This is a genomic window from Mycobacterium sp. NGS49 (genome assembly GCF_059812565.1).
Genome location: NZ_JCALCX010000015.1, coordinates 167,846 through 182,615 on the forward strand (window position 1 = coordinate 167,846; position 14,770 = coordinate 182,615).

Genomic DNA, 14,770 nt, shown 5'->3' on the forward strand with positions numbered 1-14,770 from the left:
GCCTCTGGTGTGCCGGCTTTTCCTTTGTGGGGGTTGCGGGGGCGATCACCGCCTGTCGCCGCGACCATAGCCACGCTGCCGGCGTGCGCTGTCGCAGCGTCGGGTCGGCCCGCTTGTCCAGGTAGACGTTCGGCATGATCGCGCGGTAGTACGTGCGCAGCTCATGCCGGGTCAGGACGCCGTCGGCCAGCGCCTCACTGCCGATAAAGGGCTGCCACGCGCTGTTCACGCCGACATGTGACGGCCGGCACCGACACCGCTGTTGGCTCTGCGGTGTCGGCGACAAAGTGCGAGTGGCCGCCGCCGTCAACGCAGGCTCAACGCCAAAACGCCTAGTTGAGCCGCTCGATCACCATCGCCATGCCCTGGCCGCCGCCGACACACATGGTTTCCAGGCCGAAGGTCTTGTCATGGGTGGTCAGGTTGTTGAGCAGCGTCGCGGTGATCCGGGCGCCGGTCATACCGAACGGGTGCCCCAGCGCGATCGCGCCGCCGGAGACATTCAGCTTGTCTTCGTCGATTCCCAGCTCCCGGGCCGAGCCCAGCACCTGAACCGCGAAGGCCTCGTTGATCTCGAACAGGTCGATGTCGCCCACCGACATTCCGGCGCGGGCCAGTGCCTGCTTGGTCGCCTCGATCGGGCCCAGCCCCATGATCTCCGGCGAGAGACCGCTGACGCCGGTGGACACGATGCGCGCCAGTGGTTTTAGGCCCAACTCCTTGGCCTTGACGTCGCTGGTGATCACCACCGCCGCGGCACCGTCGTTCAACGGGCAGGCATTGCCCGCGGTCACCGTGCCGTTGGGCCGGAAGACCGGCTTGAGCTCGCTGATCTTCTCGTAGGTGGTGCCGGCCCGCGGGCCGTCATCGGTGCTGACGATGCTGCCGTCGGGAAGGGTGACCGGGGAGATCTCGCGTTCGAAGAAGCCACTCTTGATGGCCTCTTCGGCCCGATTCTGGCTGCGCACCCCCCAGTGGTCCTGGTCTTCCCGGGAAATGCCGGTCAGCAGTGCGACGTTCTCGGCGGTCTGGCCCATCGCAATGTAGATGTCGGGGACGTTGCCGTCGGCGCGCGGGTCATGCCACTCGTCGCCGCCTGCGGCGGCGGTGTTGGTGCGCTCCTGCGCGGCGTCGTACAACGGGTTCTTGGTGTCCGGCCAGCCGTCGGCATTGCCCTTGCCGAACCGGGACACCGTCTCCACGCCCGCAGAGACGAAGACGTCGCCCTCGCCGGCCTTGATCGCGTGGAACGCCATGCGGGTGGTCTGCAGCGACGACGAGCAGTAACGGTTGACTGTCGTCCCCGGCAGGAAGTCGTAGCCGAGCGCAACGGCGACCACGCGTGCGATGTTGAAGCCGGACTCACCGCCGGGCTGGCCGCAGCCCATGATCAGGTCGTCGATCTGATGAGGGTTGAGCGCGGGCACCTTGTCGAGCGCGGCGCGAACCATCTGCGCGGCCAGATCGTCGGGCCGCATGCTGATCAGCGACCCCTTCATGGCGCGGCCGATCGGCGAGCGGGCAGTTGAAACGATGACGGCTTCCGGCATGACGACTCCTCGATTGGGTTTGCGAAGCCGAGCCTAACGCGCCCTCAACCGGAGGCGGCTGCGGCGGTCGCGTGGGGCTGCGCAGGGCGCGACCACAACCTCGACACGATGGTCCGCCGGCTGTGATTGGTGATTGCCGGTAGTGCGGGAGGACCTGCCAGCGTGGGAATCTTGGCGCTCAGCGCTGCACGCATGGCCAGCAGCAACTGTTCGGCCGCTTCGGCATAACCGGCCGCCGAGGGATGGTAGCGATCGGAGGAGAACATCAGCTCTGGCATCTCGCGGAACTTGGGCGCCAGCAGATGCGCCAGCGGCACCGGCACACCGCCGGCCGCCTTCACCGCCGCAGCCTGTGCGCGGGCGAGTTGGAGGCCACGGGTACGCGCCACGGAACGCAGCGGCTGTGGAATAGCGGTGATCAGCCCGAAGTCGGGGCAGGTACCGACCACCACGACCGCGCCCCGGTTGCGCAGTTTGCGCACCGACGTCCCCAGTCGCTGCGCGGACGGTCCGATCCCGTTCAGCGCGGTGATGTCGTTGGCGCCGATGATGATCACTGCCGCGTCTGGTGGTGGCCCGGCCACGAACATCGCGTCGACCTGGCCCAGGACACCTTTCGACGTGGCGCCGACGATGGCCTTGGTGCTCAGCCTGATGCGTAGACCGGTCTCCTCGGCGAGCCTGCGGGCGATGACCACGCCCGGCACTTCCTCGGCGGTGGCGCATCCGTAGCCGGTCGCCGTCGAGTCGCCGAAAATCATCAGGTGTAGATCGAACGATGTCCCGTACCGCCAGCGCTGGACCTGGCCGCCGCCGCGGGTGTAGACGCCGTCTGCGCGGGGCGGGGGATCCCAGGACTTGGGTATCACCGTGCGCACATGCATCGCCTGACCAACCAGCAGGTTGCGTGCGCCCAGATAGGCCGAGCCCGTCGAGGCGAGTGCACCCGCTGTGGCCAAAGCGATCGTCGAACGCCGCGGCACATGCACGCCCACGGATATCAGTTTAGGACGGTTGCGTTCATTTCGCGGGTAGCTGACAAACAAACCGGTTACGGTGTGAAACAGATGTGGTATCGAAACAGATTAGTTGGAAGTTTAGTGGGTAAAGGACTGTCAAGCTAAGTTTGCGAGAGCGGCTGAACGAACTGCTCAGCTTCTTCGTCGCATGCTGTATCGGACTACAACGGCGTAGGAAGTGTTGAGCATGACTGCACCCGGTAAAGTATCCGGCTCTCCCAGAGTCGCCATTCGCCCACGCGACGCGCTGAAGGCTCGTAGACTCGAAGCTCGCAGGTTTGCGATCAGCGACGGTGCTCCAGTCGAGGTCGTCGAGGCGGGTCCCAGCCTGGCGGCAAGGGTAGCTACGCTGGCGTCTCGCGTGACAATCCGGCCGGTTTTGGCGGCTGGCAGCTATGTTCCGCATCTTCCGTGGCCGTGGGGTCTGATCGACCATGCCGCGCGCGTTCTGTTGCCGGCGACCAGCACCGTCAGGGCCGAGGTTGCCTTGCCGAAAGCGTCGGCTCAACTGGTTCGGGCGGCGGGCGTGCTGCCGGCCGACGGCACCCGGCGCGTGGTGCTCTACCTGCACGGCGGGGCCTTCCTGACTTGTGGAGCAAACTCCCACGGCCGGTTGGTCGAGTCCCTGTCAAAGTTTGCTGACGCACCCGTTCTCGTCGTCAACTACCGGCTGATGCCCAAGCATTCGATCGGTATGGCACTCGACGATTGCCACGACGGGTACCGCTGGCTGCGACTGCTGGGTTATGAGCCAGACCAGATCGTGGTGGCGGGCGACTCCGCCGGCGGGTACCTCGCCCTGTCTCTCGCGCAGCGACTCCTGCGCGAAGGCGAGGAGCCTGCGGCGCTTGTCGCCATCTCGCCGCTGCTGCAGCTGGCAAAGGAAGACAAGCAAGCGCATCCGAATATAAAAACGGACGCAATGTTCCCCTCGCGCGCCTTTGATGCTCTCGGTGCTTTGGTTGCTAGCTGTGCCGCGAAAAACATCGTGAACGGTAAGCCGGAGGAGATTTACGAGCCACTTGACCACATCGAGCCGGGTCTGCCGCGGACCCTGATTCACGTGTCCGGGTCCGAGGTGTTGTTGCACGACGCGCAGCTGGCGGCGAGCCGGCTGGCGGCGGCCGGCGTACCGGCGGAGGTGCGGGTCTGGCCGGGCCAGGTGCACGACTTCCAGGTCGCCGGACCCCTGCTGCCCGAGGCGGTCCGCTCGCTGCGCCAGATCGGCGAGTACATCCGCGAGGCCACCGGGTAAACCCGGGCGAAGTGGTTGTGCGCCGTCGGATACCGCCTGCGACGATAGGCGCATGCGGATCGCGCAGCACCTCAGTGAACTCATCGGCGGCACACCACTGGTTAGGTTGAACTCCGTCGTCCCCGACGGGGCCGGCATCGTGGCCGCCAAGGTGGAGTACCTCAACCCCGGCGGCAGCGCCAAGGACCGGATCGCCGAGCGGATGATCGACGCCGCGGAGGCCAGCGGGGCGCTGCGGCCTGGGGGCACGATCGTGGAACCGACCTCCGGAAACACCGGCGTCGGACTCGCCCTGGTTGCCCAGCGCCGCGGCTACAAATGCGTGTTCGTATGCCCAGACAAGGTCGGCGAAGACAAGCGGAATGTGCTGCGGGCGTACGGCGCCGAGGTCGTCGTCTGCCCGACCGCCGTACCGCCCGAGGACCCGGACAGCTACTACAGCGTCTCCGACCGGCTGGTTCGCGAGATCGACGGCGCCTGGAAACCCGATCAGTACTCCAACCCCGAGGGCCCGGCCAGTCACTACGCGAGCACCGGACCCGAGATCTGGCAGGACACCGACGGCAAGGTCACCCACTTCGTGGCCGGCATTGGCACCGGCGGGACGATCACCGGCGCGGGCCGCTACCTCAAGGAGGTCTCCGACGGCCGGGTGCGCATCATCGGCGCGGACCCGGAAGGTTCGGTGTACTCCGGTGGCACCGGTCGGCCCTACCTGGTCGAGGGCGTCGGCGAGGACTTCTGGCCGGCGGCCTACGACCCGACGGTGCCCGACGAGATCATCGCCGTCTCGGACTCCGACTCCTTCGACATGACCAGGCGGCTGGCGCGCGAGGAGGCGATGCTGGTCGGCGGGTCGTGCGGGATGGCCGTCGTCGCCGCGTTGAAGGTGGCCGAGCAGGCCGGCCCGGACGCACTGATCGTCGTCCTGCTGCCCGACGGCGGCCGCGGCTACATGGCGAAGATCTTCAACGACGCCTGGATGTCGTCCTACGGATTCCTGCGTAGCCGGTTGGACGGCTCGGCCGAAGAGTCCACGGTGGGTGATGTACTGCGCCGCAAGTCCGGTGCGTTGCCCGACCTCGTGCACACTCACCCGGCGGAGACGGTGCGCGACGCCATCGGAATCCTGCGCGAGTATGGGGTGTCGCAGATGCCGGTCGTCGGAGCCGAGCCGCCGGTGATGGCCGGGGAGGTCGCCGGCAGTGTCTCGGAGCGAGAACTGCTGTCCGCGGTGTTCGAGGGGCGCGCGAAGCTGGCCGACGCGGTCAAGCAGCACATGAGCCCGCCGTTGCGGTTGATCGGGGCCGGGGAGATGGTCAGCGTGGCCGGGAAGGCGCTGCGCGACCAGGACGCGTTGATGGTGGTCGAGGAAGGCAAACCCGTCGGCGTGATCACCCGCTACGACCTGCTCGGCTTCCTTTCCGAGGGGACGCGACGACGCTAGTGCTGTGACCTGGCTCTCGGCGCTGCGGTACTGTATCCCGCTTAGTTCAGCAAAAGTCGCCACTGGAGGTAGCCCAATGACCGATCAGCCGCCGCCCGGCGGGTCCTACCCACCGCCGCCCCCGCCGCCCGGTTCCTCCGGTGCCGCGCCCTCCGGTGGGCATCTTCCGCCGTCTCCTCCGCCCGCACCGGGCGGCAGCGGTGACTTTGCGCGATCCGTCGGTGGCTCCGCACCGCCGCCGCCTCCTCCGCCGCCACCGGCCGGCGGCTACCCGCCGCCACCTCCGTCGGCCGGCGGTTACGCGCCCCCGCCGCCGGGACCGGCCGTCCGGGAGTTGCCGACCGAGTCCTACACGCCGTGGCTGACCCGCGTGCTGGCGTTCCTGATCGACTACGCGCCGATCTTCGTCGTCCTCGGCATCGCCCAGGTGATCGACATGCTCACCCAAGAGGAGTCGTGCGTCACCAGCGTCAACCAGTACGACGTCGCGCAGTACTGCTATACCCAGGGCTCGATCATCGGCGTGCTGGCCCAAGGGCTGGCGTCGCTGCTGGTGCTGGCCTACGTGATCTGGAATTACGGCTACCGCCAGGGCACCACCGGGTCGAGCATCGGCAAGTCGATCGTGAAGTTCAAGGTGGTCAGCGAGGTCACCGGCGAGCCGCTCGGCTTCGGCATGTCGCTGGTCCGGCAGCTCGCGCACTTCGTGGACGCGATCATCTGCTATGTCGGATTCCTGTTTCCGCTGTGGGACAGCAAACGCCAGACGCTGGCCGACAAGATCATGACGACGGTGTGCCTGCCGCTCTGAGCTGACAGATGCCACCCCGGTCGTGCGGCCGGGGTGGCGTTCGTTATTGCGGTGATTAGGCTTGCGGTCGATGAGCGACGACCACACATTCACCGGGCTGGCCACCAGAGCCATCCACGCCGGCTACCGTCCGGACCCGGCCACCGGCGCCGTGAACACCCCGATCTATGCCAGCAGCACATTTGCGCAGGACGGCGTCGGCGGTCTGCGCGGCGGATTCGAATACGCCCGCACCGGCAACCCGACCCGATCCGCCCTGGAGGCCTCGCTGGCGGCGGTCGAGGACGGCGGATATGGCCGGGCATTCAGTTCCGGCATGGCCGCCAGCGACTGCGCCCTGCGGGCCATGCTGCGCCCGGGCGACCATGTCGTCATCCCCGACGACGCTTACGGCGGCACCTTCAGACTGATCGACAAGGTCTTCACCCAATGGGGCGTCGACTACACCCCGGTGGCGCTTTCGGACCTCGACGCGGTGCGCGAGGCGATCACCCCCCGCACCCGGTTGATCTGGGTCGAGACGCCCACCAACCCGTTGCTGTCGATCGCCGATATCAGCGGAATCGCCCAGCTGGGCGCGGATAGTTCAGCAAAAGTGTTGGTGGACAACACCTTTGCCTCGCCCGCTCTGCAGCAGCCGTTGACCCTGGGTGCGGACGTGGTGCTGCACTCGACCACCAAGTACATCGGCGGTCACTCCGACGTCGTCGGCGGCGCACTAGTCACCGGTGACGAAGAACTGGATCAGGCTTTCGCCTTTCTGCAGAACGGCGCGGGCGCGGTGCCCGGGCCGTTCGACGCCTACCTCACCCTTCGTGGCCTCAAGACCCTGGTGCTGCGGATGCAGCGGCACAGCGAGAACGCCGCAGCGGTGGCGGAGTTCCTGGCCGGCCATCAGGCGGTGAGCGCCGTGCTGTATCCGGGGCTGCCCGGCCACCCCGGGCACGAGATCGCGGCGCGGCAGATGCGCGGCTTCGGCGGCATGGTCTCGGTGCGGATGCGCGGCGGCCGCGCGGCCGCCGAGAAACTGTGCGCCCAGACCCGCGTCTTCATCCTGGCCGAGTCGCTGGGCGGGGTGGAATCGCTGATCGAGCACCCCAGCGCTATGACGCACGCCTCCACCGCCGGGTCACAGTTGGAGGTCCCTGACGACCTGGTGCGGTTGTCGGTCGGAATCGAGGATGTCGACGACCTGCTGGCCGACCTGGAGCAGGCGCTGGCCTGACGTTCCGGCGCGCGGCCCTCTGGCCCTCGGCCCTCCGGCTCGAGTGTGAATTAGGCGACGCGACGCGCCGCACACGCGTCGCACGATTCACGGTCGCGCGGCGCGCCGCACCGGAAGGTCAGGAGTGGTACGGCTCCGCGCTGACCAACGTGACGGAGACCGTGTTGCCGTTGGGCACCTTGTAGCTGCGGGTCTCGCCGACCTTGGCGTCGATCAGCGCACCACCCAACGGTGAATTGGGCGAGTAGACCTCGAGTTTCCCGTCGTTGACGCCTTCCTGACGGGTTGCGATCAGGAAGGTTTCGGTGTCGTCCTTGTCGCCGTTGTAGTAGACCTTCACCACCGAACCCGGCAGCGCGATGCCAGACTGCTTGGGCGCTTCACCGACCTTGGCGTTGTTCAGCAGATCCTGCAGCTGGCGAATACGGGCTTCTTGCTGGCCCTGCTCCTCGCGGGCGGCGTGATACCCGCCGTTCTCGCGCAGGTCGCCTTCTTCGCGGCGGTCGTTGATCTCGGCGGCGATGACCGGACGATTCGCGATCAACTGGTCGAGCTCGGCCTTGAGTCGGTCATGTGACTCCTGGGTCAACCAGGTCACCTGAGTGTCCGTCATCTCGTGGCGCTCCTTGTACTTGTTGTTCCGCGTATTCGCGTAGTTCGGTGGTCGCGTGCAGCAGGATTGGTCAGGCTTCTGCGGGTCCCCACCCCGGGTGCTGCCACTCCGTTCTTCTCACGGCCTCTAATGCAGCAATACACGGTCCCAAGCAGGACCGTGCATCGACCTATGTTACCACTGCGCAAACGGCGAATGACTGACATATCCGCTGTTCGGCGTTTTACGCGCGGTTACGGGGACCGCAGGTAGGCCGGCACGTCTGTGCCGCAACCGTATACGTCCGCCATCGCCGGCGGCTTGCTCGATTTCACCGTCGTCGTCACCTGCACGGTGTCCTGGTCGGCCGGGGGCACGAGCACCTCGCGCCGCCCCGACTCGCTGCCGTCCTTGCCCTTGACTCGCACGATGCAGGCCACCGGACGGGACGGGTCGGAGCGGTGCACGCTGATCGTCACTGAAGCCGTTTCGTCGTCGATCACCCGGTATCCGGCCAGGGTGCCCTTGACCGGTCCGGAGCCGAGCTGCCGGTAACCCGCGATGGCGATGCCGACGCCCACCGCCACGACCAGCACCGTCAGGCCGACAAGCACCCGGCGCCGCGATTTCCCGGTCAGCCGATTGCGGCCGTAGCGTGCTTCGGGCCGTGCGAAGGAACCTTCGGTGAAGTGCTCAGTCATGCCCTGGGGAGTTGTGGGGTACAGGAGAACTGGAAGTATAGGGGGCACTCGACAAGGTCGGTGGGCGGCCAACAGACGGACCCGGAATAACGAACACAAGGGAGCACGTGAGCAAACTGCGGTTGATGGCGGTGCATGCCCACCCCGACGACGAATCCAGCAAGGGTGCCGCGACGCTGGCGCGGTACGCCGACGAGGGTCATCGCGTGATGGTGGTGACGTTGACCGGTGGTGAGCGCGGCGAAATCCTCAACCCGGCGATGGACCTGCCGGACGTGCACGGCCACATCCATGAGATCCGGCGGGACGAGATGGCCAAGGCAGCCGAGATTCTCGGCGTCGAACACCACTGGCTGGGTTTCGTCGACTCGGGTCTGCCCAAGGGCGACCCGCCCCCGCCGCTGCCCGAAGGATGCTTTGCCCTGGTGCCGCTGGAGGAATCCACCGAAGCGCTGGTGCGCGTCGTGCGGGAGTTCAAGCCGCACGTGATGATCACCTACGACGAGAACGGCGGCTATCCGCACCCCGACCACATCCGCTGCCATGAGGTGTCGGTGAGCGCATACGAAGCGGCCGGCGACTACCGCCGGTTCCCCGGCGCCGGCGAGCCGTGGGCGGTGTCCAAGCTGTACTACGTGCACGGGTTTCTGCGGGCGAGGATGCAGCTGCTGCAGGACGAGTTCGCCAAACACGGGCAGGAAGGTCCGTTCGGCAAGTGGCTCGAGCACTGGCTGCCCCAACACGACCACTTCGAGAAGCGGGTGACCACCCGGGTCGAGTGCTCCGCGTATTTCGGCCGGCGCGACGACGCACTGATCGCCCACGCCACGCAGATTGACCCGAATGCCGAGTTCTTCGCCGCCCCCCTGTCGTGGCAGGAGCGGCTCTGGCCGACCGAGGAGTTCGAGTTGGCCCGCTCGCGGGTACCGGCTCGGCTGCCCGAGACCGATCTGTTCGAGGGGATCGAGGAACGGTGAATCACTTTCTGCTCAGCGTGATTGCTGAGGGCGGGACCAAGAACAACGGCCCCGACTTCGGCAAGGCCAGTCCCCTCGGGCTGGTGGTGGTCGTGTTGCTCGTCATCGCCACGGTGTTCCTGGTCCGGTCGATGAACAGGCAGCTGAAAAAGGTGCCCGAATCATTCGATCCCCAGCACCCCGAGCCCGATCAGGCCGCCGACGAAGGGACCGTGGGCACACTCGAGCACCCGGCAGCCGACACCGACAACAACGGATCTGCTCGACCTCCGGGCTCGGCCTTTAAAAAAGACCTTGAAAAAGACTTTGAAAAAGACTGAGAAAAGCACTGAGGGCCCGGCTGATCCGCCGGGCGCGAACAACCTCGGCGAGGCCGCCAGCCCGTATCTGCGCCAGCACGCCGACAACCCGGTGCACTGGCAGCAGTGGAGCGAGCAGGCACTCGCCGACGCCGCCGCGCGCGATGTGCCGGTGCTGCTGTCGATCGGCTACGCCGCCTGTCACTGGTGCCACGTGATGGCCCATGAGTCCTTCGAGGACGCCGCGGTGGCGGCCGTGATGAATGCAGGCTTCGTCTGCGTCAAGGTCGATCGCGAGGAGCGTCCCGACATCGACGCGGTGTATATGAACGCCACCGTCGCGCTGACCGGGCAGGGCGGCTGGCCGATGACGTGTTTCCTCACCCCCGACGGGCGGCCCTTCTTCTGCGGCACGTACTACCCGAAAGACGTCTTCCTGCAATTACTTTCGGCTATCCAGGAGACCTGGACGGCGCGCCGTGACGAGGTCGAGGCCGCCTCGGACCACATCGCCGGCGAGTTGCGGTCGATGGTGACCGCGCTGCCGGGCGCGGGGCCGGAGGTCGCACCGGAATTATGCGACGACGCCGTCGCCGCCGTGTTGCGCGATCGGGACACGGTGCACGGCGGATTCGGGACCGCTCCGAAGTTTCCACCGTCGGCGTTGCTGGAAGCTCTGCTGCGCAACTACGAGCGCACCGGATCATCCGGAGCGTTGCGGGCCGCCTCGCATACCGGCAGTGCGATGGCCCGGGGCGGCATCTACGACCAACTCGCCGGTGGCTTCGCCCGTTACAGCGTCGACAACGCCTGGGTGGTACCGCATTTCGAGAAGATGCTGTACGACAACGCATTGTTGTTGCGCTTCTATGCGCACTGGGCCCGCCGGACCGGGGATCCGCTGGCCCGTCGGGTCACTGCCCAGACCGCGCGATTTCTGCTCGACGACCTGGCCGACGGTGACATGTTCACGTCGTCGCTGGATGCCGATGCCGACGGCCGTGAGGGATCCACCTACGTCTGGACGCAGGCCCAGCTGACCGAACTGCTGGGTGCCGACGACGGACGTTGGGCTGCAACGGTTTTCGGGGTTACCGCGACGGGCACCTTCGAGCACGGGACATCGGTTCTGCAGTTGCTCAGCGACCCCGATGACCCGCAACGACTGGAACGGATCAGAGCTGCGTTGCTGGTGGCCCGGCTCACCCGGGCGCAGCCGGGCCGCGACGACAAGGTGGTCACTGCCTGGAACGGTCTGGCGATCACCGCGTTGGCCGAAGCCAGTGTGGCTCTGCGCGATCCAGAGTTGGCGCAGGCCGCGCGGCGCTGCGCCACCGCGCTGCTGAACCTGCATGTCGTCGACGGGCGCCTGCGGCGTGCCAGTCTCGGCGGGGTGATAGGGGACAGCGCGGCGATTCTGGAGGATTACGCGATGCTGGCCACCGGGCTGCTGGCCTTGTATCAACTCGAGCCGGACGAAGCCTGGCTGGCCGCTGCGACGGACTTGCTGGACACCGCGGTCCGGCATTTCGGCGACCCGCAGCGTCCCGGCCGGTGGTTCGACACCGCCGACGATGCGGAGCAACTAGTGGTGCGGCCGGCCGACCCCCTGGACGGTGCCACGCCCTCGGGTGCATCGTCGATCGCCGAGGCGCTGCTCACCGCCGCCCACCTGGTGCAGGGAGACCGGGCCGAGCGGTATCTCGAGGTGGTCGGCTCCACGCTGGCCGCGCACTCGGTGCTGCTCGCGCGCGCACCCCGGTCGGCCGGGCATTGGCTGGCAGTGGCCGAGGCGGCGGTGCGCGGGCCGCTGCAGATCGCGGTCGCGTGCCAGGGCCCGACCTCGCCGTTGCTGGCCGAAGCCCGTCGGCTCGCACCGGGCGGGGCGATCGTCGTCGGCGGCGCAGTCGACTCGTCGGCGCTGCTGGCCGGACGGGATCGGGTGGCCGGTGCGGACGCCGCCTATGTCTGCCGGGGCAGGCGCTGCGACCTGCCCGTGATCAGCGCCGATCAGCTCGCCACCGCCCTGGCTGACCCCGGGTAGTAGCGTGCCTGACATGCCGAACAGCCCCGACAGGACTCAAGCGATCACCGACACGGTCAACCGCTACATAGCCACGGTTGCCGACGGCAGCGCCGACGATTTGGCGGCTTTCTACGCCGACGACGCGACTCTGGAAGACCCGGTCGGCGGCGAGGTCCATATCGGCACCCGCGCCATCCGCGGCTTCTATGCCTCCGTCACCGGCGTCGAGCGTGAATGCGAATTGGTGACGCTGCGCGTCTCGGGTCACGAAGCGGCATTCCACTTCCGGTTGACGATCACCGCCGGCGGCAACAAGATGCGTATCGAGCCCATCGAGACAATGGCTTTCGGCGCCGACGGAAAAGTCACCGCGATGAAGGCTTACTGGTCATCGGCTGACGTCACGCAACTCTAGGCGGCGCCGGTCGGTCAGAAGACGACGAACCACATCGCGATGTAGTGGCAGATCGCCGCGACTGCGGTGCACGCGTGGAAGAACTCGTGATACCCGAATGTCGACGGCCACGGGTCGGGCCACTTCAGCGCGTAGAGAACACCGCCGATGCTGTAGAGAGCGCCACCGACAAACAGCAACACCATCGCCGCAACTCCGGCGTTGTGCAGAATCGTCCCGGTGTACCAGACCGCGACCCAGCCCAGCAGGATGTACAGCGGCACACCAACCCAACGCGGCGCGGTCGGCCACAGCATCTTGAGCGTGACCCCGGCCAGCGCGCCGCCCCACACGATCGCCAGGACCACGTGGCCGTCATGCCCGGGCAGGGCCAGCAACGCGAAGGGCGTGTAGCTGCCGGCGATGAAGATGAAGATCATCGAGTGATCCGCCCGCTTCATCCACATCCGGGCGGTGGCCGACTTCCAGTTGACCCGGTGATAGGTGGCACTGACGGTGAACATGATGATGGTGGCGAACGTGTAGAGCATGGTCGCCAGCCCGGCCTTGGTGGAGTCCACCGCCCAGGACACCGCGACCAGCGAAGCGCCCGCGAAAACCGCGGCGGCCGCGGAGTACACGTGAATCCAGCCGCGGAAGCGCGGCTTGTTCAAGACTTTGGCGACGCCCTCGACGATGTGGTGGGCGGCGTTGGCCGGTGATGGACCGTCCCATTCAGGTTCCGTGCTGGTGAGCGTGCTGGTCTCGCTGCTCATCTGTCGTTGTGCCCCGCCTTGTCGGTTCGGTGATGATCTACCTGTTCAAGGTTAGCGGGATCACCTGAGAGGAGCCCGTCAGGCGCGGCGTGATATTGCCGGTAAAGGCAGCCGGAATTTGGTGCCGGTCACAGTACTGTGGATCTTCGTGGAGATCATCCCGCCGCGGATCAAAGAGCCGTTGTACCGGCTGTACGAGCTGCGGTTGCGGCAGGGTCTGGCCGCCTCGCGGTCGGAACTCCCGCGCCATATCGCGGTGTTGTGTGACGGGAACCGGCGGTGGGCCCGGAGCCTGGGGTACGAAGACGTCAGCGTCGGCTATCGGATGGGCGCGGCCAAGATCGCCGAGATGTTGCGGTGGTGCCAGGACGCCGGCATCGAGATGACCACCGTCTACCTGCTCTCCACCGAGAACCTGCAGCGCGATCCCGAAGAACTGGCGGCGCTGATCGAGATCATCACCGACGTGGTGGAAGAAATCTGTGCGCCGGCCAACCACTGGAGCGTCCGGACCGTCGGCGACTTGGAGTTACTGGGTGAGGCGCCGGCTCGCCGGTTGCGTGACGCGGTGGATTCCACGCCGCAGAACGCGTCGTTCCACGTCAACGTCGCGGTGGGCTACGGCGGCCGCCAGGAGATCGTCGGCGCGGTCCGCGCGCTGCTGAGCAAGCAGCTGGCCAACGGGGCCACCGCCGAGGAACTCATCGAGGCGGTGACCGTCGAAGGGATCTCCGAGAACCTCTACACCTCTGGACAACCGGATCCCGACCTGGTGATCCGAACCTCGGGGGAGCAGCGGCTGTCCGGCTTCCTGCTGTGGCAGAGCGCCTATTCGGAGATGTGGTTCACCGAGGCGCACTGGCCGGCGTTCCGCCGCGTCGATTTCCTGCGCGCGTTGCGCGACTACAGCATGCGCAACCGCCGCTACGGCAAGTAACCGCGGCACTCACACTGCCCATCGCGTTGTCCCGTCGTGGGCGCGTTCTCTAAGAGACCAATTACAGTATAACTCTTACGTGATAATTCCGTGATAGTTTTCTTAATGTTCGAGTGATAATTTCGTTATCGTACCGTGATACCGTTCCGAACCATCTTGTTATTGAACCGAGATTGTTTCGTTATAACAGCTAACGGAGGATTGCGTATGTCCTATGTCATCGCCACACCCTCAGCGCTGACGGCGGCGGCGGAGAACATCGCGGGGATCGGCTCGGCGCTCAGCGCCGCGAACGCGGCGGCAGCAACGTTGACTACCGAGATTCTCGCGACTGGCGTCGATGAGGTGTCTACGGCCATTGCTGGTCTGTTCAATTCGTACGCGGCGGAATATCAATCGGTGAGCGGCGAGGTGGCCGCTTTCCACGCCCGCTTCGTTCGTGCCTTGAACGGAGGCGCACAGTCGCTCGCGAGTGCCGAGTTCGGCAACGCCTCGAGCCTGCACCGGATGGCGCTGGAAGCGCAGGGCAACGTGCATCGCATCGTGAGCGCGGGTACCAGTGGGGTCGGGCCGGCGGCTGCGGTCGATGCGGCCGCCGGCAGCACGGCAGCGACATTGGCCGACGGGGAAGTGGCATCATCGGCCGCCGTGGGCGCCGAAGCGCTCACCGTCATGACCACGGCCGCCTCGACAAGCGGCGAAAGCGCCGGCTTAGCGGCGACCTTCGCCCTGGGGTCGCAGTGGGACGGCGGTTATGTCGG

The 14,770-nt window shown here is 66.7% G+C and carries 15 protein-coding genes and 1 pseudogene; 10 read left to right on the forward strand and 6 right to left on the reverse strand.

Annotated elements, in window-relative coordinates:
• Nucleotides 1-31: 31 nt before the first annotated feature.
• The 3 genes and pseudogenes from AC5Y7D_RS17775 to AC5Y7D_RS17785 form a co-directional block, all read right to left on the reverse strand.
• Nucleotides 32-229, reverse strand: a pseudogene (locus tag AC5Y7D_RS17775) (hypothetical protein); the annotation flags it as partial.
• Nucleotides 230-332: 103 nt separating this feature from the next.
• Nucleotides 333-1,550: an acetyl-CoA C-acetyltransferase gene (locus AC5Y7D_RS17780; protein WP_499926252.1), complete on the reverse strand. Its 1,218-nt coding sequence runs from the start codon at nucleotides 1,548-1,550 to the stop codon at nucleotides 333-335.
• A gap of 44 nt (nucleotides 1,551-1,594) precedes the next feature.
• Entirely contained in the window at nucleotides 1,595-2,533 is a 939-nt protein-coding gene (locus AC5Y7D_RS17785) for an SGNH/GDSL hydrolase family protein (protein ID WP_499926291.1), read from the reverse strand.
• Between the two features lie 223 nt (nucleotides 2,534-2,756).
• On the opposite strand from AC5Y7D_RS17785, the gene AC5Y7D_RS17790 reads away from it, so the two are divergent.
• From AC5Y7D_RS17790 to AC5Y7D_RS17805, 4 genes are all read left to right on the forward strand, one after another.
• On the forward strand, nucleotides 2,757-3,824 hold the full coding sequence (locus AC5Y7D_RS17790) for an alpha/beta hydrolase (RefSeq protein WP_499926253.1): 1,068 nt from the start codon (nucleotides 2,757-2,759) through the stop codon (nucleotides 3,822-3,824).
• A gap of 52 nt (nucleotides 3,825-3,876) precedes the next feature.
• Nucleotides 3,877-5,271 (forward strand): cystathionine beta-synthase, encoded by a 1,395-nt coding sequence (locus AC5Y7D_RS17795; protein ID WP_499926254.1) that lies wholly within the window; start codon nucleotides 3,877-3,879, stop codon nucleotides 5,269-5,271.
• A 76-nt stretch (nucleotides 5,272-5,347) separates the two neighbouring features.
• The gene (locus tag AC5Y7D_RS17800; protein ID WP_499926255.1) at nucleotides 5,348-6,082 is read left to right on the forward strand and encodes an RDD family protein; all 735 of its coding nucleotides are present in this window, start codon (nucleotides 5,348-5,350) and stop codon (nucleotides 6,080-6,082) included.
• A 70-nt stretch (nucleotides 6,083-6,152) separates the two neighbouring features.
• Nucleotides 6,153-7,307, forward strand: a complete 1,155-nt coding sequence (locus AC5Y7D_RS17805; RefSeq protein WP_499926257.1) for a cystathionine gamma-synthase — start codon at nucleotides 6,153-6,155, stop codon at nucleotides 7,305-7,307.
• 118 nt (nucleotides 7,308-7,425) lie between these two features.
• On the opposite strand, the gene greA is transcribed toward AC5Y7D_RS17805, so the two are convergent.
• Together greA and AC5Y7D_RS17815 are read right to left on the reverse strand one after the other, a co-directional pair.
• The gene (greA, locus tag AC5Y7D_RS17810) at nucleotides 7,426-7,920 is read right to left on the reverse strand and encodes a transcription elongation factor GreA (protein ID WP_499926259.1); all 495 of its coding nucleotides are present in this window, start codon (nucleotides 7,918-7,920) and stop codon (nucleotides 7,426-7,428) included.
• A 233-nt stretch (nucleotides 7,921-8,153) separates the two neighbouring features.
• Nucleotides 8,154-8,600 (reverse strand): DUF4307 domain-containing protein, encoded by a 447-nt coding sequence (locus AC5Y7D_RS17815; RefSeq protein WP_499926261.1) that lies wholly within the window; start codon nucleotides 8,598-8,600, stop codon nucleotides 8,154-8,156.
• Between the two features lie 107 nt (nucleotides 8,601-8,707).
• Between AC5Y7D_RS17815 and mca the strand changes: the two genes are divergently transcribed.
• Genes mca through AC5Y7D_RS17835 form a run of 4 tightly spaced genes read left to right on the forward strand, consistent with a single transcriptional unit; the run spans nucleotide 8,708 to nucleotide 12,317 of the window.
• On the forward strand, nucleotides 8,708-9,577 hold the full coding sequence (mca, locus tag AC5Y7D_RS17820) for a mycothiol conjugate amidase Mca (RefSeq protein WP_499926263.1): 870 nt from the start codon (nucleotides 8,708-8,710) through the stop codon (nucleotides 9,575-9,577).
• Nucleotides 9,574-9,897: a hypothetical protein gene (locus AC5Y7D_RS17825; RefSeq protein WP_499926265.1), complete on the forward strand. Its 324-nt coding sequence runs from the start codon at nucleotides 9,574-9,576 to the stop codon at nucleotides 9,895-9,897. Before mca ends, AC5Y7D_RS17825 begins: the two co-directional genes overlap by 4 nt.
• Nucleotides 9,884-11,920, forward strand: coding sequence for a thioredoxin domain-containing protein (locus AC5Y7D_RS17830; RefSeq protein WP_499926267.1), 2,037 nt, complete (start codon nucleotides 9,884-9,886; stop codon nucleotides 11,918-11,920). Before AC5Y7D_RS17825 ends, AC5Y7D_RS17830 begins: the two co-directional genes overlap by 14 nt.
• 13 nt (nucleotides 11,921-11,933) lie before the next feature.
• On the forward strand, nucleotides 11,934-12,317 hold the full coding sequence (locus AC5Y7D_RS17835) for a nuclear transport factor 2 family protein (protein ID WP_499926268.1): 384 nt from the start codon (nucleotides 11,934-11,936) through the stop codon (nucleotides 12,315-12,317).
• A 14-nt stretch (nucleotides 12,318-12,331) separates the two neighbouring features.
• Here the strand turns inward: AC5Y7D_RS17835 and trhA are convergent, their stop codons facing one another.
• On the reverse strand, nucleotides 12,332-13,072 hold the full coding sequence (gene trhA / locus AC5Y7D_RS17840; RefSeq protein WP_499926270.1) for a PAQR family membrane homeostasis protein TrhA: 741 nt from the start codon (nucleotides 13,070-13,072) through the stop codon (nucleotides 12,332-12,334).
• Between the two features lie 148 nt (nucleotides 13,073-13,220).
• Here trhA and AC5Y7D_RS17845 point away from each other — a divergent pair, with 148 nt between their 5' ends.
• Together AC5Y7D_RS17845 and AC5Y7D_RS17850 are read left to right on the forward strand one after the other, a co-directional pair.
• Nucleotides 13,221-14,009, forward strand: coding sequence for a (2Z,6E)-farnesyl diphosphate synthase (locus tag AC5Y7D_RS17845; protein WP_499926293.1), 789 nt, complete (start codon nucleotides 13,221-13,223; stop codon nucleotides 14,007-14,009).
• Between the two features lie 207 nt (nucleotides 14,010-14,216).
• On the forward strand, nucleotides 14,217-14,770 hold a 554-nt coding region (locus tag AC5Y7D_RS17850; protein WP_499926272.1), incomplete at its 3' end, for a PE family protein.

What these genes read in the sequence shown, in the direction of transcription:
- AC5Y7D_RS17800 (WP_499926255.1), top strand. Translation starts at nt 5,348, where the DNA reads ATGACCGATCAGCCGCCGCCCGGCGGGTCCTACCCACCGCCGCCCCCG.
- AC5Y7D_RS17780 (WP_499926252.1), bottom strand. Translation starts at nt 1,550, where the DNA reads ATGCCGGAAGCCGTCATCGTTTCAACTGCCCGCTCGCCGATCGGCCGC.
- trhA (WP_499926270.1), bottom strand. Translation starts at nt 13,072, where the DNA reads ATGAGCAGCGAGACCAGCACGCTCACCAGCACGGAACCTGAATGGGAC.
- AC5Y7D_RS17790 (WP_499926253.1), top strand. Translation starts at nt 2,757, where the DNA reads ATGACTGCACCCGGTAAAGTATCCGGCTCTCCCAGAGTCGCCATTCGC.
- greA (WP_499926259.1), bottom strand. Translation starts at nt 7,920, where the DNA reads ATGACGGACACTCAGGTGACCTGGTTGACCCAGGAGTCACATGACCGA.
- AC5Y7D_RS17835 (WP_499926268.1), top strand. Translation starts at nt 11,934, where the DNA reads ATGCCGAACAGCCCCGACAGGACTCAAGCGATCACCGACACGGTCAAC.
- AC5Y7D_RS17805 (WP_499926257.1), top strand. Translation starts at nt 6,153, where the DNA reads ATGAGCGACGACCACACATTCACCGGGCTGGCCACCAGAGCCATCCAC.
- AC5Y7D_RS17795 (WP_499926254.1), top strand. Translation starts at nt 3,877, where the DNA reads ATGCGGATCGCGCAGCACCTCAGTGAACTCATCGGCGGCACACCACTG.
- AC5Y7D_RS17815 (WP_499926261.1), bottom strand. Translation starts at nt 8,600, where the DNA reads ATGACTGAGCACTTCACCGAAGGTTCCTTCGCACGGCCCGAAGCACGC.